At 64.1% G+C, this 20,635-nt stretch carries 13 protein-coding genes and 2 pseudogenes; 7 read left to right on the forward strand and 8 right to left on the reverse strand.

The window, feature by feature from the left end:
• Positions 1 to 5 precede the first annotated feature (5 nt).
• Positions 6 to 912, forward strand: a pseudogene (locus tag QIY50_11705) (TauD/TfdA family dioxygenase).
• A gap of 113 nt (positions 913 to 1,025) precedes the next feature.
• Here QIY50_11705 and QIY50_11710 read toward each other — a convergent pair.
• Complete coding sequence (locus QIY50_11710) at positions 1,026 to 1,940, reverse strand: LysR family transcriptional regulator (GenBank protein ID WGV22759.1); 915 nt, start codon at positions 1,938 to 1,940, stop codon at positions 1,026 to 1,028.
• Between the two features lie 192 nt (positions 1,941 to 2,132).
• Here QIY50_11710 and QIY50_11715 point away from each other — a divergent pair, with 192 nt between their 5' ends.
• The 5 genes and pseudogenes from QIY50_11715 (at position 2,133) to QIY50_11735 (ending at position 10,805) form a co-directional block, all read left to right on the forward strand.
• The gene (locus tag QIY50_11715; GenBank protein WGV22760.1) at positions 2,133 to 4,469 is read left to right on the forward strand and encodes a TonB-dependent receptor; all 2,337 of its coding nucleotides are present in this window, start codon (positions 2,133 to 2,135) and stop codon (positions 4,467 to 4,469) included.
• A 17-nt stretch (positions 4,470 to 4,486) separates the two neighbouring features.
• Positions 4,487 to 6,164: pseudogene (locus QIY50_11720) on the forward strand (aryl-sulfate sulfotransferase).
• A 338-nt stretch (positions 6,165 to 6,502) separates the two neighbouring features.
• Positions 6,503 to 7,945 carry an NADP-dependent succinate-semialdehyde dehydrogenase gene (gene gabD, locus QIY50_11725; protein WGV22761.1) on the forward strand — a complete coding sequence of 481 codons (1,443 nt, stop codon included), beginning with the start codon at positions 6,503 to 6,505 and terminating at the stop codon, positions 7,943 to 7,945.
• A gap of 183 nt (positions 7,946 to 8,128) precedes the next feature.
• Positions 8,129 to 9,406: a 4-aminobutyrate--2-oxoglutarate transaminase gene (gene gabT / locus QIY50_11730; GenBank protein ID WGV22762.1), complete on the forward strand. Its 1,278-nt coding sequence runs from the start codon at positions 8,129 to 8,131 to the stop codon at positions 9,404 to 9,406.
• A 136-nt stretch (positions 9,407 to 9,542) separates the two neighbouring features.
• Positions 9,543 to 10,805, forward strand: a complete 1,263-nt coding sequence (locus tag QIY50_11735) for a response regulator (protein ID WGV22763.1) — start codon at positions 9,543 to 9,545, stop codon at positions 10,803 to 10,805.
• Positions 10,806 to 10,920: 115 nt separating this feature from the next.
• Here the strand turns inward: QIY50_11735 and QIY50_11740 are convergent, their stop codons facing one another.
• Positions 10,921 to 11,949: a sensor domain-containing diguanylate cyclase gene (locus QIY50_11740; GenBank protein ID WGV22764.1), complete on the reverse strand. Its 1,029-nt coding sequence runs from the start codon at positions 11,947 to 11,949 to the stop codon at positions 10,921 to 10,923.
• A gap of 100 nt (positions 11,950 to 12,049) precedes the next feature.
• The gene (gene desA / locus QIY50_11745) at positions 12,050 to 13,234 is read right to left on the reverse strand and encodes a delta-9 fatty acid desaturase DesA (GenBank protein ID WGV22765.1); all 1,185 of its coding nucleotides are present in this window, start codon (positions 13,232 to 13,234) and stop codon (positions 12,050 to 12,052) included.
• A 146-nt stretch (positions 13,235 to 13,380) separates the two neighbouring features.
• Here desA and QIY50_11750 point away from each other — a divergent pair, with 146 nt between their 5' ends.
• Positions 13,381 to 15,276, forward strand: coding sequence for an EAL domain-containing protein (locus QIY50_11750; protein ID WGV22766.1), 1,896 nt, complete (start codon positions 13,381 to 13,383; stop codon positions 15,274 to 15,276).
• Between the two features lie 129 nt (positions 15,277 to 15,405).
• On the opposite strand, the gene QIY50_11755 is transcribed toward QIY50_11750, so the two are convergent.
• Genes QIY50_11755 through QIY50_11775 form a run of 5 tightly spaced genes read right to left on the reverse strand, consistent with a single transcriptional unit; the run spans position 15,406 to position 20,516 of the window.
• Complete coding sequence (locus QIY50_11755) at positions 15,406 to 16,050, reverse strand: methionine ABC transporter permease (protein ID WGV22767.1); 645 nt, start codon at positions 16,048 to 16,050, stop codon at positions 15,406 to 15,408.
• Positions 16,040 to 17,149 (reverse strand): methionine ABC transporter ATP-binding protein, encoded by a 1,110-nt coding sequence (locus QIY50_11760; protein ID WGV22768.1) that lies wholly within the window; start codon positions 17,147 to 17,149, stop codon positions 16,040 to 16,042. Before QIY50_11760 ends, QIY50_11755 begins: the two co-directional genes overlap by 11 nt.
• A 1-nt stretch (position 17,150) precedes the next feature.
• Positions 17,151 to 17,951, reverse strand: a complete 801-nt coding sequence (locus QIY50_11765) for a MetQ/NlpA family ABC transporter substrate-binding protein (protein WGV22769.1) — start codon at positions 17,949 to 17,951, stop codon at positions 17,151 to 17,153.
• Positions 17,944 to 19,335, reverse strand: a complete 1,392-nt coding sequence (locus QIY50_11770; protein ID WGV22770.1) for an LLM class flavin-dependent oxidoreductase — start codon at positions 19,333 to 19,335, stop codon at positions 17,944 to 17,946. The genes QIY50_11765 and QIY50_11770 overlap by 8 nt, the downstream gene beginning before the upstream one ends.
• Positions 19,335 to 20,516, reverse strand: coding sequence for an SfnB family sulfur acquisition oxidoreductase (locus tag QIY50_11775; GenBank protein ID WGV22771.1), 1,182 nt, complete (start codon positions 20,514 to 20,516; stop codon positions 19,335 to 19,337). Before QIY50_11775 ends, QIY50_11770 begins: the two co-directional genes overlap by 1 nt.
• Positions 20,517 to 20,635 lie beyond the last annotated feature (119 nt).

A 20,635-nucleotide genomic window follows, 5' to 3' on the forward strand; every position in this document is an offset into this window, starting at 1 on the left:
CGACCATGAGCAACGCTGCCCTGGCCACTGCGCCACAAAACCTCGAACTCGACATCCACCCGGTTGCCGGCCGCATCGGCGCCGAAATTCGCGGAGTGCAATTGTCCGCCGATCTCGATGCCGCCACCCTGGAAGCCATCCAGGCTGCGCTGGTGAAATACAAGGTGATCTTCTTCCGTGGTCAGACCCACCTGGATGACCAAAGCCAGGAAGCCTTCGCCAAGCTGCTCGGCGAGCCGGTCGCCCATCCCACCGTGCCGGTGGTGGATGGCACCAGCTACCTGTTGCAGCTCGATGGCGCCGAAGGCCAGCGGGCCAACTCCTGGCACACCGACGTGACCTTCGTCGACGCGTACCCCAAGGCCTCGATCCTGCGCAGCGTGGTGGCGCCTGCCTCCGGTGGCGATACCGTGTGGGCCAATACCGCTGCAGCCTACCAGGAGCTGCCTGAGCCGTTGCGCGAGCTGGCCGACAAGTTGTGGGCGGTGCACAGCAACGAATATGACTACGCGAGCCTCAAGCCCGATGTCGACCCGGCCAAGCTGGAGCGCTATCGCAAAGTGTTCACCTCCACGGTGTACGAGACCGAGCACCCGGTGGTGCGCGTGCACCCGATCAGTGGCGAGCGAGCGCTGCAGCTGGGCCACTTCGTGAAGCGCATCAAAGGTTATTCGCTGGCGGATTCGCAGCACCTGTTCGCGGTGCTGCAAGGACATGTGACACGCCTGGAGAACACCGTTCGCTGGCGCTGGCAGGCTGGGGATGTGGCCATCTGGGACAACCGCGCGACACAGCATTATGCGGTGGATGACTACGGGACCCAGCCGCGTGTGGTGCGGCGGGTGACCCTGGCGGGTGAGGTGCCGGTCGGGGGTGGATGGGCAACTCAGCCGCACTACGCGTAAAGGCTGATACCGCCGGGGCCGCTTTGCGGCCCATCGCGACACAAGGCCGTTCCTACAGGCGATCGCATGCCCCTGTAGGAGCGGCCTTGTGTCGCGAAACGGGGGCGAAGCCCCCGCCAGCTACAACTCGGTATCGCAGGCAATCAGCTGCCTGACCAGCCCCTGAGCCAGCGGCGATAGCCCATACCCCACCCGGCTCACCACCCCATAACGGGTATAGAACGCTTCTTCCTGCTCCAGCGTCAGGTCGGCCAGCTGCAATGCCACCAGTCCCCCGTCACGCTGATACGGCCGCAAGTTGGCATTGCAGGCAATGCCGATCGTGTCCGAATGCATCACCACATTCAGCAGTGCATAGCCATGCTCGCACTCCACCGTCGGTAGAAAATCCTGTCGCCCGCTGAGGTCGCTGAGGATCTTGCGGATGTTCGGCGGGCGGAAGTTGGTGGCCAGCGGGTAATCGAACAGGTCTCGCGCCCGCACGCTCTCGCGCTCGGTCAACGGATGCCCGACGCGGCAGCAAAAATGCCAGCGCTGCGGCGCCAGCTTGTGTACCTGGTAGTCCGGGTCGGACTCGAACTGGCGGGTGTCGGCGACGAAGAACTCGATCTCCTCGGCCACCAGCTTGCGGTTCAGCGCCTGCCAGTTATCCACCTGGAAGCAGGTCCGCGCCGCGGGGTATTCGGCGACAAAACGTGCCACTGCCCGCGGCACCAGGCCACCGGCTGGTGCCGGGCCGGAGCCGAAGCGCACCACGCCGGTGGTGGCGCCATTGAACTGGTGAATCTCGTTGACCAGGTTATGCGCGCCATGCACCAGCCGCCGCGAATGCTCCAGCACCAGCAGGCCCTGGCGGGTTGGCGCCAACTCCTTGCTGGCGCGGTCCACCAGGCGGCAGCCGATGTTGTGCTCGAGGGTCTGAATGCTGCGGCTGAACGCTGATTGCGACAGGTTTACCGCAGCCGCCGCAGCAACGAAGCTGCGGTGCTCGACAAGGGCAATGTAGTGGCGCAGCTGACGGAGATCGATATGCATTTTTTACATTGAAACTTTCGGTCGAATGCAATTGCTGACAAGGGTTGGTCCCCTTATAAAGGGAGTCCGTTATTCCACAAAATATGAATTAAAACTATTTATATCACTTAAAAGAATATAAGCCCGACTGACCGCGATTCGGTTCCGCCAACGGAAATGCTCGCCAGGGCCCATGCCTCAAGGAGCATTTGCATGTCCGGAGTTTCCCGTTGGCCTGCGCGCGCGTCGCGTTTCACCTTGCCACCCTTGGCTGCCGGCGTGTTGCTGGCGGCGTCCTCTGCCAGCTTCGCCGAAGAGCCGGCCAACACCACCCCGGCGGTGGAGCAGGAAGCCAAGCTCGGTACCGTCACGGTCAATGCCCGCCGCCGCGAAGAAACCGCGCAAAGCGTGCCCACGCCGATCAGTGTGCTCGACAGCGAAACCCTGGAGAGCCAGCGCATCTACCGCGTGCAGGACCTGCAGCAGCTGGTGCCCAGTACCAACGTGGCCTATGTGCATGCACGCCAGTCGAGCATTTCGATCCGTGGCCTGGGCAACAACCCGGCCAGCGATGGCCTGGAAGGCAGCGTCGGTATCTACCTGGATAACGTCTACCTCGGCCGCCCCGGCATGGCGGTGTTCGACCTGCTGGACGTGGAGCAGCTGGAGGTGCTGCGCGGCCCGCAAGGTACGCTGTTCGGCAAGAACACCACCGCCGGTGTGCTCAACATCACCACGCGCAAGCCAACCTTCCACCGTGAGGGCAGCATTCAGCAGTCGATTGGTGAAGACGGCTACCTGCAGACCCAAGGCAGCTTCTCGGGGCCGATCAGCGACACCTTGGCCGGGCGCATCAGCGCCTACCGCACCGAAGACGACGGCTATGTGAAGAACATCCACAACGGCGACGACCTCAACGGTGGCAAACGCCAAGGCTTTCGTACCCAGCTGCTGTTCAAACCGAGCGAAACCTTCAACCTGCGCTGGATCGGCGAATACAACGAAGAAGACTCCGACAACGGCATCCTCAGCCTGTACAGCACCGGCCCGACCATCAATGGTGTCAACCGCTACGAAAGCCTGGCCGCCCAGGCCGGCGCGACGTTAGTGTCGGGCAAGCACCGCAAGGTCAACTTCGACGCCGACCAGCAAGTGACGGTGTTCCAGGGCGGTACCTCGGTGGAGGCCAACTGGACCCTGCCCAACGACTTCACCCTGACCTCGATCACCGCCTACCGCTGGTGGGACTTCACCCCGCGCAACGATGACGGCCTCAACGTACCGGTCTTCTACAGCGCCGGGGTGTCGGTGCGCGACAAGCAATACTCGCAGGAAATCCGCCTGGCTTCGCCCACCGGTGGTGCCTTCGACTACGTGCTGGGCGCGTACTATTTCAAGCAGGACCTGGACAACAAATCCTTCACTTACTACGGGCCACAGGCGGACATCTGGAACCTGACCCCGGCCGGCGCCCTGGCCAATGTCGACACCATTGGTAACGGGCACATCGACACGGACAGCTATGCGCTGTTCGCCCAGGGCACCTGGCACATCACCGACCGGCTGGATTTCACCGCCGGCATTCGCGGTACCTATGAAGAAAAGAGCGCCTGGGTGACCCGCGATGCACCAATCGGTGGCGCAGCGGTAACCGGGGCCGCCGCAGCAGCGCGCCAGGGACGCGTAGGCGCCTATGATTCAGGCGACCTCAACCAGTACAGCTTCAGCCCCTCTGGCCTGCTGGGCCTGAGCTACCGCTTCAACGAGCAGCTGCTGGGCTACGCCACCCTGACCCACGGCGAGAAGTCTGGCGGCATCAACCTTACCGTTGGCGCTGCGCCACGGCTGGGCACCGACTCGCTGCTGGTCGGCACCGAGCGGGTCAACAATGCCGAAGTCGGCTTGAAAAGCTCGCTGTTCGACGACCGCCTGCAACTCAATACCAACCTGTTCTGGGCCGAAGTGCATGGCTACCAGGCCAACGTCTACGACCAGATCAACCGCGTGCAGTACCTGGCCAACGCCGGTAGCGTGCGCTCGCGTGGTCTGGAGTTCGAAGCCACGGCGTTGCCGCTGCGCGGCCTCACGGTCAACTTCAACGGCTCGTGGAACGACGTGCGCTACACCGACTACAAAGACGCCCCATGCCCTCCGGAGGTGAGCCTGGCCAATGCCACCGCCACCTGCGATTTGTCCGGCCACCAGGTGGTCGGCGCCTCCAAGTACATCGCCAACCTCAACACCCAGTACAAGTGGCAGGCCAGCGAGCACATCGAACCCTATGTCACTGCCAGCTACGCCTTCCGCTCGAAGGCGGTGGGCACCATCGACGACTCCGATTTCGGCCAGATCCCCAGCTACGCGCTGGTCAACCTTTCCGCCGGTGTGCGCCTGGACCAGGGCGACGGTGTGGTCGACCTGTCGCTGTGGGTGAAAAACGCCGGTGACAAGACCTATTTCACCAGCCTGTGGAACTCCGCCAACGGTGGCTATGCCGGCGTGCTCGGCACCCCGCGCACGTTCGGCGCCACCGCCCGTTACGACTTCTGAGCACAAGGAGCTATGCCATGAATGCCAAGACCGAAACCCCTGCACTGCCTGAAGGCGCCTGCCTGACCGCCAAGGTTCCCGAACGTGACGAGGCGCTGCTCGGCGACGTGGTGGTCAACCCGTATCGCCTGGCGCCGCTGACCGCGATCATTCGCGACGGTGGGCGCAGCCTGAGTGCCGCGCACGTGCGCGTGCTGGGGCGGGGCGAGCGCGGTGTGGACATCACCTACGAAGTATCCGACCGTTCGTTGTGGACCTACGGCGGTATCCCGGTATTCGGCCTGTACCCGGATCATGTCAACCAGGTGGAAGTCACCTACAAGCTCGACGGCGAGCGCATCCGCGAGCAGTACCAGATCTACGCCCCGGCCGTGCGCCTGCCGGTGGTGGCCGCGCAGACCGCCGCGTTGCCTGAAGTGCAGCCGGTCAAGGTAGCGCCAGGTTTTGAAAAACGCCTGTACCTGTTCAACCACCTGCAGGGCGACATCCCGGGCGGGCGCGCTTTCAAGTGGAATGCCCTGGGCGGCGCGGCAGAATGGGACCAGGTGGGCAACAACTGGATCGCCGACAGCAATGGTGACGTGCGCTGGTACCTGGACATCGAGCAGATCCACGACGCCAACCGCCGCGATGGGCTGGGCGGCACCATGGGCTTCCAACAGACCCGCGACGGCAAGCTGATCTGGGGCCAGGGCCAGACCTACTCCAAGTACGACCTGCTGGGCCGGCGCATCTGGCAGCGCAGCCTGCCCGACAAATTCGCCGACTTCTCCCATGAAATCCGCGAGACGGCGAATGGCACCTACCTGCTGCGGGTGGGCACCAGCGACTATCGCCGCCCCGACGGCAAGCGCGTGCGCTCGATCCGCGACCACATCATCGAGGTCAACGAGGCCGGTGATGTGCTGGACTTCTGGGACCTCAACCAGATCCTCGACCCGTACCGTGGCGACCTGCTGGAAACCCTTGGCAAGGCAGCCATCCAGTTGCCGCCGGGCGTGCAGAAGCAGGATGAGCGGCTGGCCAACGAACTGGCTGAGGGTGACCTGCCCTTTGGTGACACCCCGGGGGTAGGCACCGGGCGTAACTGGGCACACGTCAATGCCATCGACTACGACGCCGATGACGACAGCATCATCGTTTCAGCACGGCACCAGGGCGTGGTGAAGATTGGCCGTGACAAGCAGGTGAAGTGGATTCTCGCCTCGCCCCAAGGCTGGCCTGAGCGTCTGCGCGAGAAAGTGCTGACGCCGTTGGCGAGCGAAGGCTTCGACTGGTCGTGGACCCAGCACACCGCCTGGCTGACCGGCAAAGGCACGCTGACCGTGTTCGACAACGGCTGGGGCCGCGACTTTGCACCGACCAGGCTGACCGGCAACTACAGCCGGGCGGTGGAATACCAGCATCGACGAGGCCAAGGGCACTGTCGAGCAGGTGTGGGAATACGGCAAGGAGCGTGGCGACGAGTGGTACAGCCCGGTGACCTCGGTGGTGGCCTACCGGCCGGAGACCGACACCCAGTTCATCTATTCGGCATCGGTGAACTTCCTGACCCCGGAGAAACTGACCACCACCGTGCTCAACGAGGTGCGGCGCGGGACGCAGGAGGTGCTGGTGGAGCTGAAGGTGCACAGCCGGCAGCCGGGCTCGGTCGGTTACCGGGCCTTGGTGATCGACCTGGCCAAGGCGTTCTGAGCCATCCCTTCCGGGAGGGCCGTCGGTCCTCCCATCCTATTTCCTTCAGCGCGTTCGTCTAACCTGTACTGGCCTCTTCGCGGGCACGCCCGCTCCCACAGGTACTGCACCGAATTCGAAACCGGTGGGGTACCTGTGGGAGCGGGCGTGCCCGCGAAGAGGCCGGTTGCCATTATGCAAATCATGAAATTTCCGCCAGGCTGTTCAACCATTCGTTCTTTTTTTCGAACAGCCTATTGTCCAACACCCCAGCAGCCGCTTAGCATTCGTTTGAGATTTCAAACGCTCGATGCCCTGCCTTGGGCGCTTTTCAACAATCAACAATTCGGGAAGCCGACATGCAGCTCAAAGACGCTCAGTTGTTCCGCCAGCAAGCCTACATCAATGGTGAGTGGCTGGATGCGGACAACGGCCAGACCATCAAGGTCACCAACCCGGCCACTGGTGAAGTCATCGGTACCGTGCCGAAGATGGGCACCGCGGAAACCCGCCGCGCCATCGAAGCCGCCGACAAGACCCTGCCGGCCTGGCGTGCCCTGACCGCCAAGGAGCGTTCGGCCAAGCTGCGTCGCTGGTTCGAACTGATGATCGAGAACCAGGACGACCTGGCTCGCCTGATGACCACCGAACAAGGCAAGCCGCTGGCCGAAGCCAAGGGCGAAATCGCCTACGCCGCCTCGTTCATCGAGTGGTTCGCCGAAGAAGCCAAGCGCGTCTACGGTGACACCATCCCGGGCCACCAGCCAGACAAGCGCCTGATCGTCATCAAGCAGCCAATCGGCGTTACCGCGGCCATCACCCCGTGGAACTTCCCGGCCGCCATGATCACCCGTAAAGCCGGCCCGGCCCTGGCCGCTGGCTGCACCATGGTGCTCAAGCCTGCCTCGCAAACCCCTTACTCGGCCCTGGCCCTGGTCGAGCTGGCCCACCGTGCCGGTATCCCGGCTGGCGTGCTGAGCGTGGTTACCGGCAGCGCTGGCGAAGTCGGCGGCGAACTGACCGGCAACTCCCTGGTCCGCAAGCTGTCCTTCACCGGCTCGACCGAAATCGGTCGCCAGCTGATGGAAGAGTGCGCCAAGGACATCAAGAAGGTTTCCCTGGAGCTGGGTGGCAATGCCCCGTTCATCGTGTTCGACGACGCCGACCTGGACAAGGCGGTCGAGGGCGCGATCATCTCCAAGTATCGCAACAACGGCCAGACCTGCGTCTGCGCCAACCGTATCTACGTGCAGGATGGCGTCTACGACGCGTTCGCCCAGAAGCTGGCCGCTGCTGTTGCCAAGCTGAAGATCGGTAACGGCCTGGAAGAAGGCACCACCACTGGCCCGCTGATCGACGGCAAGGCTGTCGCCAAGGTCCAGGAACACATCGAAGACGCCGTCGGCAAAGGCGCCAAGGTGCTGTCCGGTGGCAAGATCATCGAAGGCAACTTCTTCGAGCCGACCATTCTGGTCGACGTGCCGAAGACCGCTGCCGTCGCCAAGGAAGAGACCTTCGGCCCACTGGCGCCGCTGTTCCGCTTCAAGGACGAGGCCGAAGTCATCGCCATGTCCAACGACACCGAGTTCGGCCTGGCTTCGTACTTCTACGCCCGCGACATGAGCCGTGTGTTCCGTGTTGCCGAAGCCCTGGAATACGGCATGGTAGGTATCAACACCGGCCTTATCTCCAACGAAGTGGCGCCGTTCGGTGGCATCAAGGCTTCGGGCCTGGGCCGCGAAGGCTCCAAGTACGGTATCGAGGACTACCTCGAGATCAAATACCTGTGCATCAGCGTCTGATCGCACGGTAACGGTTTTACCTCTGCCAGCGGGGCGCGAGAGCGACGTCTCGCTGGCCTTTTTTACATCGCAGTACCTGGTGGCCAGGGCGTTCACGGCAGTCGATCAACGAATACTGTTCGCGAGCACTCCCAGCCACCCCCGAATAAAAGCGCCACTCCAGACCGGCGCAATGAGGGCATTATGAGCAAGACCAACGAATCCTTGATGCAACGTCGTGTCGCCGCCGTCCCACGTGGCGTTGGCCAGATCCACCCGATCTTCGTCGATACCGCGAAGAACTCGACCGTGATCGACGTTGAAGGCCGCGAACTGATCGACTTCGCCGGCGGCATCGCAGTACTGAACACCGGCCACCTGCACCCGAAAGTGGTTGCGGCCGTGCAAGAGCAGCTGACCAAGGTCAGCCACACCTGCTTCCAGGTGCTGGCTTACGAACCCTATGTAGAGCTGTGCGAAAAGATCAACAAGCTGGTCCCGGGCGACTTCGACAAGAAGACCCTGCTGGTCACCACCGGCTCCGAAGCCGTTGAAAACGCCGTCAAGATCGCCCGTGCCGCCACTGGCCGCGCTGGCGTCATCGCCTTCACCGGCGGCTACCACGGCCGTACCATGATGACCCTGGGCCTGACCGGCAAGGTTGTGCCGTACTCCGCTGGCATGGGCCTGATGCCAGGCGGCATCTTCCGCGCCCTGTTCCCGAGCGAACTGCACGGCATCAGTGTTGACGACGCCATCGCCTCGGTCGAGCGCATCTTCAAGAACGACGCCGAGCCGCGCGACATCGCCGCGATCATCCTCGAGCCGGTACAAGGCGAAGGCGGCTTCCTGCCAGCGCCGAAAGAGCTGATGAAGCGCCTGCGCGCCCTGTGCGACCAGCACGGCATCCTGCTGATCGCCGACGAAGTACAGACCGGCGCTGGCCGTACTGGCACCTTCTTCGCCATGGAGCAGATGGGCGTTGCGCCTGACCTGACCACCTTCGCCAAATCCATCGCTGGCGGCTTCCCGCTGGCTGGTGTGTGCGGCAAGGCCGAGTACATGGACGCCATCGCTCCTGGCGGCCTGGGCGGTACCTACGCCGGCTCGCCGATCGCTTGCGCCGCGGCCCTGGCCGTGATCGAAGTGTTCGAAGAAGAGAAACTGCTGGACCGCAGCAAAGCTGTGGGTGAGCGCCTGACCACTGGCCTGCGCGAAATCCAGAAGAAGTACCCGATCATCGGCGACGTCCGTGGTCTGGGCTCGATGATCGCTGTCGAAGTCTTCGAGAAAGGCACTCACACCCCGAACGCTGCTGCCGTTGGCCAGGTTGTCGCCAAGGCCCGCGAGAAGGGCCTGATCCTGCTGTCCTGCGGTACCTACGGCAACGTCCTGCGTATCCTGGTTCCGCTGACCGCCGAAGACGCGCTGCTGGACAAAGGCCTGGCTATCATCGAAGAGTGCTTCGCTGAAATCGCCTGATGTAATGCGCTTCAGAAAAAACCCGCTTCGGCGGGTTTTTTTTGTGCCCAGGAAAGCCATGGAGCGCTATCGTTGTCGAAGGATTTGCTCAGGAAGCTGCGATGGACTGTGTGTCAGGGCTATTCAGGAGTTGGCGATGAACGCTGCAGACCCCTCCCCACCGAGCGTACTGATTGTCGAGGGCGACCCCTGGGTGCGTGACCTGCTCAGCGAAATGCTGCTCAGCGTGCGCTGTGACGCCCGCCTGCAGGTCTGCGCCGACGGCTCGCAGGCCTTGAACGCACTGTCCAGCAAGCCCGACCTGATCATTGCCGCGCGTGAGCTGGCAGGTGTCGATGGCCTCGACCTGTTGCGCAAGGTACGCGCCAAAGGCCCGAGTTTGCCGTTCATCCTCATGAGCAACCGCATTGACAGCGCCAGCGTGCACGAGGTGCTCCCCCTGCACCCCACGGCTTACCTGAGCAAGCCGCTGAACCTGGACACCCTGCGCAAACGCCTGGAAGAACTGCTGCTGGCGGTTGACGAAGAAATCGCCTGCCCGGCGCCGGCCTTGCAGGCAGGTGCCAGCCTGCCGGCCTACCTTGAGCAGCGTCGCGCTACCGCCGATGGCGGGCCGCTGCTGGCCGATGTGGAGGTGGCGATCAAGCGCGCGCTCAACCCCCAGGGCCTGAACCTGAGAGTACTTGAAGAGCAAGTGCAGGGCGACCCACAGATCACCGCCGTGCTGATTGCTGCGGCCAACAGTGCAGCACTGCACCGCGAAGCACCGGTGCAGACGTTGCTGCAGGCCTTGAACAAGCTTGGCAGTACCCAGAGCATGAACCTTATCCTGGGCATGACGCTCAAGCGCAGTGCGCGCCTCAGTGACCCGCTGCTGGCGGAGCATGCAGCCCATTACTGGGCGTTGTCGCTGCACGCTGCCGAATATGGCCGCACCTTGGCACGCATGCTCGAGCTGGACGAAGGGCGTTGTTATTGCGCCGGATTGCTGCATTGCCTGGGCGACCTGGCGGTGCTGCGCTGCCTGCAGGAATGGCGGCTGGCCGGGGGCGAGCTGGACGAGGACCGGGTGCAGCTTTCGCTCAATGAGTTCGGTGCGGCGTTCGGTTCGGCGTTGCGTACGCGCTGGCGGTTGCCGTTGGGGTTGCGCGAGTTGATCGCGGCGATCTACCAGCTGGGTGGCGGGGTGTATTCGCGGGAGATCCTGGCCATGAACCTGGCCGGGCAGTTGTCGCGGCTGCCGGCTGGGCAGGGGCTGGAGAAGGTGGCCAGCAGCAAGACAGCGCGCCTGCTCAAGCTCGGCCTGCCGGAGCTGAGCCGGTTGCGCAAGGTGGAGAACCCGGAGGTGAAACCGCAGCAGGAAGAACCGCCTTTAGCTGAGGATGAAGTTTCGGGCTGAGATCTTGGGGCCGCTTTGCGGCCCATCGCGACACAAGGCCGCTCCTACACGGGTACGCGGTTGCCGTGTAGGAGCGGCCTTGTGTCGCGATAGAGGGGCAAAGCCCCCCAAAGGCTCAGCCGCGGACGATCTGGTTCTTGCCCTGCCGCTTGGCCTGGTACATCGCCGCATCGGCCCGGGCATACAGGCTGTCCAGTGCCGCATCCTCGTCAGTCAGCCCGGTCACCCCCTGGCTCACCGTCACCCCGTAGGTCTGCTCCCCATGGCTGAAGCTCAGCCGCTGGATATGCCGCTGCAAGCGCTCGGCAATCTGCTCCGCCACCTGGGCAGTACAGCCCGGAAACACCGCCGCGAACTCCTCACCACCAATGCGCCCGAACAAGTCACCACGCCGTAGCACGGCCTTGCCGCTATCGGCGATCTGCTGCAACACCTGGTCGCCTTCCTGGTGGCCGTAGCTGTCGTTGATGCGCTTGAAATCGTCGATGTCCAGCAACAGGAAGGCCAATGGCGTACCGTCTTCGCGGGCACTTTCGAAGGCTTGCTGGGCGCATTCGAAGAAGTGCCGGCGGTTGCTGCTCTGGGTCAGCACATCGGTGGTAGCCAGGCGCTGCAACTCGCCTTCGAGCTGCTTCTTCTCGGTGATGTCTTCGGCGATGCCGACGATGATCACCCGGTCGCCATCGCGTTGCTGGTTGATGTAGCACTTGTCGCTCAGCCAGCGGATCTGGCCGTCGGCATTGAGAATGCGGTACTCGCGGTCTTCCACCGAGCCCTTCAGCAGCACCTGGGCCAGGCTGCGCTCGGCGAACTCCAGGTCGTCGGGGTAGATGCTGTCGCGCCACTCGTTGTAGTCGGCCAGCACCAGGCTGGCCGGGCGGCCGAAGATGCGCTCGTAGGCGGGGCTGACGTACAGCACCTGACGGGTTTCCCAGTCGAAGGCCCATAGCACCGCATTGACACTGTCGAGCAGTGAGCTGAACAGCTGCTCGCGTTCGCTCAGGCGGGCAACCTCGCCCTGGGCGTGGAGCAGGGCAAGCAAGGTTTGGGCGGCTTCGGGAGGTGGGGTGCCGGGCAGTGTCGTTGGAATGTTCTTGGCCATGTGCACGGAGCAGATCTCGGCGTGAAAGCGTGCGGCCAGCATCTGGCCCGCCACGCGGGCGATGTGCCAGATATGAGTGTAAACGAGCGGGCGAAGTTCCGGTCGGCACGCCCCGCCAGGGGGGCGTACCGATCAACGGCGGTCAGGCGCCGGTCGGGCGCAGGGAGTAGGTTTTGAGCTGTGCCGCAAAGTCCCGCAGGGCGTGGATGCCGCTGGTTTCCGCGTCGTGTACCCAGTCTTTCATGGCGGCGAGCATGTCGTGGCCGTTGGCGCTGGTACGTGCCCAGATCTGCTGCAGCGCCAGGCGTTTTTCGTAGATGGTCTTCAGCGCCTGGCTGTGGGCGAGCATCGACTCGATGCGCACATGGTGGCGGTCTTCCAGCAGGCTGGTCTCGCGCGACAACAGGCGCTTGGCGCGGCGGAAGTGGTGGCGCAGCGAGGCATCGACGCGCGCCAGTTCCTGCTTGACCAGCGGGCCGATCACCAGCTTGCGGTACTGGGCCATGATCTGGAAGCGGTTGTTCAGAATGGCCATGGCGGTATCCATGTCCAGGTTGCCTTTGCCTTCGACCCGGTGGGCGATCGGCGCCACGCGCTGCACCTTGGCCAGGCGCAGCAGGCAGAACAGGCGGATCCACGCCCAGCCCATGTCGAATTCCCAGCGTTTGACCGACAGCTTGGCCGAGTTGGGGTAGGTGTGGTGGTTGTTGTGCAGTTCTTCGCCACCGATGACGATGCCCCACGGCACCAGGTTGGTGGCGGCATCTCGGCACTCGAAGTTGCGGTAGCCGAGCGCGTGGCCCAGGCCGTTGACCACGCCGGCGGCCCAGAACGGAATCCACATCATCTGCACTGCCCAGATGGTGATGCCGATGGTGCCGAACAGCAGCAGGTCGATCACCGCCATCAGCGCGATGCCGCCCAGCTTGTAGCGCGAATAGAGGTTGCGCTCGATCCAGTCGTCCGGGCAGTTCTTGCCGTAGATGCGCAGGGTTTCGGGGTTGCGCGCCTCTTCACGATAGAGCTCGGCCCCTTTGCGCAGCACCGTACTCAGGCCCTTGTGTACAGGGCTGTGCGGGTCGTCGGGGGTTTCGCACTTGGCGTGATGCTTGCGGTGGACGGCGGTCCACTCGCGGGTGTTCTGCGCCGTGGTCAGCCACAGCCAGAAACGGAAGAAGTGCTTGAGCGCGCCGTTGAGCTCCAGGGCCCGGTGCGCAGAGTAGCGGTGCAGGTAGACCGTGACGCTGACAATGGTCACGTGGGTCATCAACAAAGTGATGCCGACCAGTTGCCAGGCCGACAAGTCGAGCAGGCCGTTGTACCACATAGGTGTAAATACCCTCGAAATGCAGGGGGAAGGGTCGATTATCCCTTGGCCGGGAAATAAAACCAGTCAACCGTTCAGATAGGAGGTCACGACATGTTTCAGCCTTTATAATGCCCCATCCTTTTCTATGGGCAATTGCACCCGACATGTCTGTTTCCGTTCGCGACGCCTTGCGCATGGCTGCGCTGTATGTGGTGCTCTCGATCCTCTGGCTGACGCTGGCCGAGGTTGTGCTGCACAGCATGACTGACGACCCTCTGGCGGTGACCGTGGGCCGGCAGATCAACGTGGTTATCTGGGTGCTGTTCAGTGCCTTGCTGATCTACGTGTCGCGGGTGCGGCTGCTCGACTTCATCGGTGTTGGTGCGCGTATGCGTGGCGAAGACCGGGAACGCCTGCGCATGGCCGCGGCAGTGTTCGACAGCACCCTCGAAGGCGTGCTGGTGACCGATCGCCATGGCCTGATCGTGCACGTCAACCGTGCTTTCATGCGCATCACCGGCTACCGGCAGGAGGAGGTCATCGGGCAGCGTCCGAACAAGTTCAAGTCGGGCCGTCATGGGCTGGCGTTCTACCAGCAGGTCTTCGCCACCCTGGCGGAAAAGGGCGAGTGGAGCGGCGAAATCTGGAACCGGCGCAAGAGCGGCGAAATCTATCCGCAGTGGCAGACCATTTGCGCCATCCGCGACGACGAAGGCGAGCTCAGCCATTACGTGGCGGTGTTCAGCGACATCAGCGCGATCAAGCATTCGGAACAGGAACTGGCCTACATGGCCCACCACGACCCGCTGACCGGCCTGCCCAACCGTCTGCTGTTCACCGACCGGGTCGAGCAGGCGCTGGCCGCAGCCCAGGCCAACAAGCGCGGTTGTGCCCTGTTGTTGCTGGATCTGGACCACTTTCAGAGCATCAACGATGGCCTTGGCCACACCATTGGCGACCAGTTGCTGAAGCTGGTGGGCGAGCGCCTGGCTGAAATGCTCGGCAGCGGCGTGACCCTGGCGCGTCTTGGGGGCGACGAATTTGGCGTGCTGGCGGAGAACTGCCAGGAAGTCGGCCAGGCGGGCAAGCTGGCGCAGGGCATCATCGAGCGCCTGCGCGAGCCGTTCCTGTTCGACGGTCACCGCCTGTTCATCAGCGTCAGCGTGGGCATCAGCCTGTTCCCCAGCGATGCCTTGAGTGCCGAGCAGTTGCTGCGCAATGCCGATTCGGCGTTGTACAAGGCCAAGAGCAACGGGCGGGCCTGCTATGCGTTGTACACCGAAGAGCTGACCGCTCACGCCCAGCACCGGGTCGAAACCGCCGGCGAGCTGCGCCGGGCCCTGGAGCAGGACGAGCTGCGAGTGTTCTACCAGCCTGTGCACGACCTGGCGACCGGCCGCCAGGTCGGCGTCGAGGCCCTGGTGCGTTGGCAGCACCCCCAGCGCGGCCTGGTGCCACCGGGCGAGTTCATCCCGATTGCCGAGCGCACCGGGCTGATTGCCGAGATCGATGCCTGGGTGTTGCGCCAGGCGTGTCGGCAGATGGTGCAATGGCAGGGCGAAGGCCGGCAGTTGGCGTTCGTGGCGGTGAACATCTCTAGCCGCCTGTTTGGCCAGCACGCGTTGTACCAGCAGGTCGCCGAAGTGCTGCACGACACCGGCCTGGACCCAGCCCTGCTGGAACTGGAAGTGACCGAGAGCGCGGTGATGGAAGACCCGGAGGTGGCGCTGGAGCAGTTGCATCGCCTGCGTGAGCTGGGGGTGACGCTGGCTATCGACGACTTCGGCACCGGGTACTCGTCATTGCTGCGGCTCAAGCGCTTGCCGGTGCAGAAGCTGAAGATCGACCAGGGTTTCGTTGCCGGGTTGCCGCTGGATGAGGACGATATCGCGATTGTCCGGGTGATCATCGCCCTGGCCCGTAGCATGGGCATGCAGGTGCATGCCGAAGGCATCGAGCAGGCGGAGCAGGCCAGCTTCCTGCTGCAGGAACTGTGTCAGCTGGGGCAGGGCTACTGGTTCGGGCGACCGGTGCCTGCCGAGGATCTTCGTTGGGGTTGAGATCGCCGGGGCCGCTTTGCGGCCCTTTCGCCGGCAAGCCAGCTCCCACAAGTACTGCACAAGGCTGAAGGCAGCGCTGTACCTGTGGGAGCTGGGCTTGCCGGCGATGGGGCGCGCAGCGGCCCCGACCTATCGCTTGTTCAAGCCTTTCGCCAACCGGTCCCCACCCAGCTGGATCAACGCCACCAACGCCACCAGCATGGCAATCACGGTCAGCATTATCTGGCTATCGAAACGCTGGTAGCCATATCGGTAGGCAATGTCTCCCAAGCCCCCTGCACCGATCGCCCCGGCCATTGCCGAGGAGTTGATCAGGGTTACCAAGGTAATGGTGAACCCCCCTACGATCCCCGGCAGTGCCTCGGGCAGCAGCACGTGCCAGACGATATGCCAGCGCCGGCAACCCATGGCCTGCGCAGCTTCCACCAGGCCGTGGTCGACTTCGCGCAGGCTGACCTCGGCAATCCGCGCGAAAAAAGGCGTTGCGGCAATGGTCAGCGGTACCACTGCCGCCCACACGCCATAGGTGGTACCCACCACCAGGCGGGTAAAGGGGATAAGCGCAACCATCAGGATCAGGAACGGGATCGAGCGGAACAGGTTGACGAAGGCACCCAGCACCCGGTTCAGCAACGGCGCCTCGAAAATTCCGCCCTTGTCGCTGGTAACCAGCAGCACCGCCATCGGTACCCCCACCAGCAGGGCGATCAGCGACGACACACCGACCATCAGCAGGGTATCGAGCAAGCCTTCCAGCAGGCGATCAAACCACATGGCCCAGTACCTCCACATCCTCGGCCCATCGGCGGGCGCGTTCCAGCAATTGGTGGGTGTCGAGCGGCGAATGCCGCACCGACAGGATCAGTTGCCCCAAGGCATGTTCGCCAATGGTTTCCACGCCGCCCTGCAGCAGGCGCACGCGGCCGCCAAGGTCGTTGAACAGGGCAGACAGTTCGGGCTCGCCGAACAGGGTCAGTCTCAACACTACGGCGCTGTCGCGGCTCGCCGGGCTGGCCCGCAGGCTGGCTTGCAGCGCGGTGGGCAACCTGGCCTGCAACGGCGCGAGCAGGGTGCGGGTGACCTCGTGGCTTGGCGAGCCAAACACCCGCCAGACCTCGCCTTGCTCGACCACTTCTCCGCGCTCCAGCACCACCACTCGGTGGCAGATATCACGGATTACCGCCATTTCGTGCGTGATCAGCACGATGGTCAGACCCAGGCGCTGGTTGATGTCGCGCAGCAGTTCGAGAATGGAAGCGGTGGTTTCCGGGTCCAGCGCCGAGGTGGCCTCGTCGCACAGCAGGATCTCAGGGTCATGCACCAGCGCCCGGGCAATGCCCACGCGCTGCTTCTGCCCGCCGGACAGCTGCGCCGGGTACACGTGGTGCTTTTCCTGCAGGCCAACCAGGTCCAGCAGTTCGCGCACCTTGCGCTGGCGTTCGGCCTTGGCCACGCCGGCCACCTTCAGGGGTAGCTCGACGTTCTGCCACACGGTCTTGGCCGACATCAGGTTGAAGTGCTGGAAGATCATGCCGATGCGCCGACGCAGGGCCACCAGGTGGTCCTCATCAAAGGGCGCGATATCCACCTGGTCGATCAGCACCCGCCCCTGGCTGGGTTGCTCCAGGCGGTTGATGGTGCGCAGCAATGATGACTTGCCGGCGCCGCTGCGGCCGATGATGCCGAAGATTTCGCCATGGCGGATGTTCAGGTCGATGCCTTGCAAGGCCGGTTGCGCCTGGCCCGGGTAAGTCTTGCCCAGGCCGATGAAGCGCACGTGGGCTTCATTGGCCTCCGGGCGCAGGGCCTGCTTCCTGGCCGTCGGCGGCAGTGGTTGTACGGTAGGCGCCCGGAGCGCGCTGGCCTGGCTCATGTCAGCCCTCCCAACCGGCCTGGTAGAGCTTGCCGTGGGCTTTGTCCAGGGCTGCGCGCACCACTGGCGAGTGCTGGTAGATGTCGACGAACCTGGCCAGGCGCGGGTCGTCCTTGCTTTGCGGGCGAATGACGAACTGGATCACGTATTCCTTGTTCTCCAGGCCGTCGAACAGCAGTGCGGAGCCGGCGTCGAAGCTGTTGGCCAGGCGGATGTAGGCCGGGTAGCCCTGCACCAGGTCGGCGTCGTCATAAGCACGTACCAGTTGCACGGCCTCGACCTGAAGAATCTTCAGTTTTTTCGGGTTGGCGACGATGTCGTCTTCGGTGGCCTTGTAGCCGACCCCCGGCTTGAGGGTGATCAGCCCGGCCTTGGCCAGCAACTGCAGGCCACGGCCGCTGTTGATCGGGTCGTTGGCGATGGCCACGCTGGCGCCTTCAGGCAGGTCGGCGAAGCGCTTGTACTTCTTCGAGTACAGGCCGACGTTGTTGATGATGCCGGGGGCGTAGGGCACCAGGTTGAAACCCGCAGCCGCCTTGGCGTTTTCCAGGAACGGGATGTGCTGGAAATAGTTCACGTCGATGTCGCCGCTGTTGAGGCTGACATTCGGCGCGATCCAGTCGCTGAACTCGACCAGCTTCACCTCCAGGCCTTGCTTGTGCGCTTCTTCCACTGCGGCTTCCAGCGGGATGGCAAAGGCGGCGGTGGTGCCGATCTTCAGGGGTTCGGCAGCCAGCGCGCTGGCGGACAGGCCGAGGGTGAGGGCAATGGCCGCGACGGGCCGGAACAGTTTATCAAGCATGGTGCAGAGCTCCAGTCGGGACAGGGTCAGAGGTAAAGCGGTAAGCCGAGCCAGGGTGGTCGGCGGGCAAATGCGGGTGGTTGGCCTGGAACAGTTTTTCGCGCAGGGTGCCTTTGGCGTAGGCGGTCTTGTAGCGGCCTCGCTGTTGCAACTGCGGGATGACCAGGTCGATGAAGTCCTCGAAGCTTTCCGGGGTTACGGTGCGGGTCAGGTTGAAGCCGTCCAGGCCGGTTTCATCGATCCAGGCGATCAACTGCTCGGCCACCTGCTCGGGCGCGCCGACCAGGGTCACGTAACGGCCACCCAGCGCGTGCTGCTGCAGCAGGCGCCGACGGGTCCAGGCGTTGTCCTGCAACTGGCGTGTGGCGGACTGGATGGCGTTGCCCTGGCTGAAGGCAATCGGCTCGTCCAGGGCGTAGGCGGCGAAGTCGATGCCGGTGGACGCGGCGAAGTGCGCGACCCCGGCCTCGGCGCTGGCATGGCGCAGGTACTCGGCATGCTTGGCCTGGGCCTGCTGCTCGGTGGCGGCGACGATCACCGTGATGCCCATGAACACCTTGACCGCCTGCGGGTTGCGGCCGGCGGCCTGGGCGGCGGCGCGCACCTTGTCCACCTGGGCGCGAGTGGCGGCCTTGTCCTGGCCACTGATGAACACGCATTCGGCATGGTTGCCGGCGAAGGCCAGGCCACGCGGCGAGCTGCCGGCCTGGAACAGCACCGGGGTACGCTGCGGCGAAGGTTCGCACAGGTGGTAGCCGTCGACCTTGTAGAACTCGCCCTGATGCCGGACTTTGCGCACCTTTTCGGGCCTGGCATAGACGCGCTGCTGGCGGTCGGCGACCACGGCATCGTCGGCCCAGCTGCCTTCCAGAAGTTTGTACAGCACCTGCAGGTACTCGTCGGCCTGGTCGTAGCGGCGGTCATGCTCGGGTTGCTGCGCCAGGCCCATGGCCCGGGCGGCGCTGTCGAGGTAGCCGGTGACGATGTTCCAGCCAACCCGGCCATTGCTCAGGTGGTCCAGGGTGGAAAGGCGCCGGGCGAACAGGTACGGCGCTTCGTAGGTGAGGTTGGCGGTAAGGCCGAAGCCCAGGTGGCGGGTAACGGCGGCCATGGCCGAGACCAGCAGCAGCGGGTCGTTTACCGGCAGCTGGATCGACTCCTTGAGGGTAACGTCCAGCGACTGACCGTAGATGTCGTAGGTGCCGACGATGTCGGCGATGAACAGCCCGTCGAACAGGCCGCGCTCCAGCAGGCGCGCCAGGCTGGTCCAGTAGTCCAGGGTCTTGTACTGGGTCGAGGTGTCCCGTGGGTGGGTCCACAGGCCGTGGTTGATGTGCCCGATGCAGTTCATGTTGAAGGCATTGAGCAGGATCTGCCTGGCCATCAGATGGTCCCCCGGCGTGGTGGGTTGGCATCGTTGAGGTAGTAGTTGCCGATGGCGTGGTATTTCCAGCGCACCGGGTCGTGCAGGGTGTGCACGCGGGCGTTGCGCCAGTGGCGGTCGAGGTTGTGTTCGGCCAGGGTGGCCTGGCTACCGCCCAGTTCGAACAGCGTGGTGCCGGCTGCGAGGGCAATCTCGGTACTGATGGCGCGGGCCTCGGCCACCGCGATGGATGCGGCGGCCACGTTGTCGGCAGTGCTGTCGTCGCGGGCGCGGTCCAGGTATTCGCCGGCACGCTCCAGCAAGGCTTCGGCGGCGTGCAGGCGGATTGCCAGGTGGCCGAAGCTCTTCAGCGTCAGCGGGTCATCGCTGGCCTTGTCCAGGCCGGAGTCGACCCAGGGGCGGCTGCGGGTACGCACGAAATGCAGGGCGTCTTCGTATGCGGCGCGGGCGATGCCTGTGTCGATGGCAGCATGAAGGATCTGCGCCAGCGGGCCGACCGGGGTGGGGCGCTCGAAGGCACTCTGGAAGGGCACCACGTCGGCAGCGCTGACGTATACGTTGTCGAACACCACCGAGCCGCTGCCGGTGGTGCGCTGGCCGAAGCCGCTCCAGTCGTCGATCACCTGCAGGCCCTGGCTGTCGGCCGGAACGAAGGCCAGGTGCTGCACGCCATGCTCATCGACCACCGAGGTGGGAATGCGCTGGGCGTAGATGGCGCCAGTAGCGTAGAACTTGCGGCCATCGATGCGAAACCCGTCGCCGTCGCGGCTCAGGCGGGTGGTGCGCTCGTTGGCGGTCTTGGTGCCCAGTTCGGCCAGGGCGTTGCCGAAGCGCTTGCCCGCCAGTACTTCGGCGTACAGGCGTTGTTGCTGTTCGGGCGTGCCGTTTACCCGCAGCACTTCCAGTGCGTAAAAATGGTTTTGCGGGATTTGCCCGAGCGAGCCGTCGGCCTGGGCGATCCGGGCGATGACCTTGGCCAGGGTGACGTTGGACACGCCGGCACCGCCGAACGCCTTGGGCACGCTGATGGCCCACAGGCCGGAGCGGGTGAACAGCTCGAGCTCGGCGTGCGGCAGGTGGCGCTCGCGGTCGCGCAGGGCGCTGTCGCGGCGTAGCTGTTGGGCGATGTCTTCGGCGACGTTCAGCGCTTCGGTGTCGCTGGTGATGATGTTTGTAGTCATGTTGTTCTCCGGGGCCCTGGGGGCCGCTTCGCGCCCCATCGCGACACAAGGCCGCTCCTACAGTAGGTACGCGATCCCTTGTAGGAGCGGCCTTGTGTCGCGATGGGCTGCAAAGCAGC

This window comes from Pseudomonas putida (assembly GCA_029953615.1).
Lineage (GTDB): Bacteria > Pseudomonadota > Gammaproteobacteria > Pseudomonadales > Pseudomonadaceae > Aquipseudomonas.

Excerpts from the sequence above, each read along its gene's own strand:
- QIY50_11715 (WGV22760.1), top strand. The coding sequence starts at position 2,133 with ATGTCCGGAGTTTCCCGTTGGCCTGCGCGCGCGTCGCGTTTCACCTTG.
- QIY50_11750 (WGV22766.1), top strand. The coding sequence starts at position 13,381 with ATGTCTGTTTCCGTTCGCGACGCCTTGCGCATGGCTGCGCTGTATGTG.
- QIY50_11765 (WGV22769.1), bottom strand. The coding sequence starts at position 17,951 with ATGCTTGATAAACTGTTCCGGCCCGTCGCGGCCATTGCCCTCACCCTC.
- gabT (WGV22762.1), top strand. The coding sequence starts at position 8,129 with ATGAGCAAGACCAACGAATCCTTGATGCAACGTCGTGTCGCCGCCGTC.
- desA (WGV22765.1), bottom strand. The coding sequence starts at position 13,234 with ATGTGGTACAACGGCCTGCTCGACTTGTCGGCCTGGCAACTGGTCGGC.
- QIY50_11770 (WGV22770.1), bottom strand. The coding sequence starts at position 19,335 with ATGGCCAGGCAGATCCTGCTCAATGCCTTCAACATGAACTGCATCGGG.
- QIY50_11760 (WGV22768.1), bottom strand. The coding sequence starts at position 17,149 with ATGAGCCAGGCCAGCGCGCTCCGGGCGCCTACCGTACAACCACTGCCG.
- QIY50_11735 (WGV22763.1), top strand. The coding sequence starts at position 9,543 with ATGAACGCTGCAGACCCCTCCCCACCGAGCGTACTGATTGTCGAGGGC.
- QIY50_11755 (WGV22767.1), bottom strand. The coding sequence starts at position 16,050 with ATGTGGTTTGATCGCCTGCTGGAAGGCTTGCTCGATACCCTGCTGATG.
- gabD (WGV22761.1), top strand. The coding sequence starts at position 6,503 with ATGCAGCTCAAAGACGCTCAGTTGTTCCGCCAGCAAGCCTACATCAAT.
- QIY50_11710 (WGV22759.1), bottom strand. The coding sequence starts at position 1,940 with ATGCATATCGATCTCCGTCAGCTGCGCCACTACATTGCCCTTGTCGAG.
- QIY50_11740 (WGV22764.1), bottom strand. The coding sequence starts at position 11,949 with ATGCTGGCCGCACGCTTTCACGCCGAGATCTGCTCCGTGCACATGGCC.
- QIY50_11775 (WGV22771.1), bottom strand. The coding sequence starts at position 20,516 with ATGACTACAAACATCATCACCAGCGACACCGAAGCGCTGAACGTCGCC.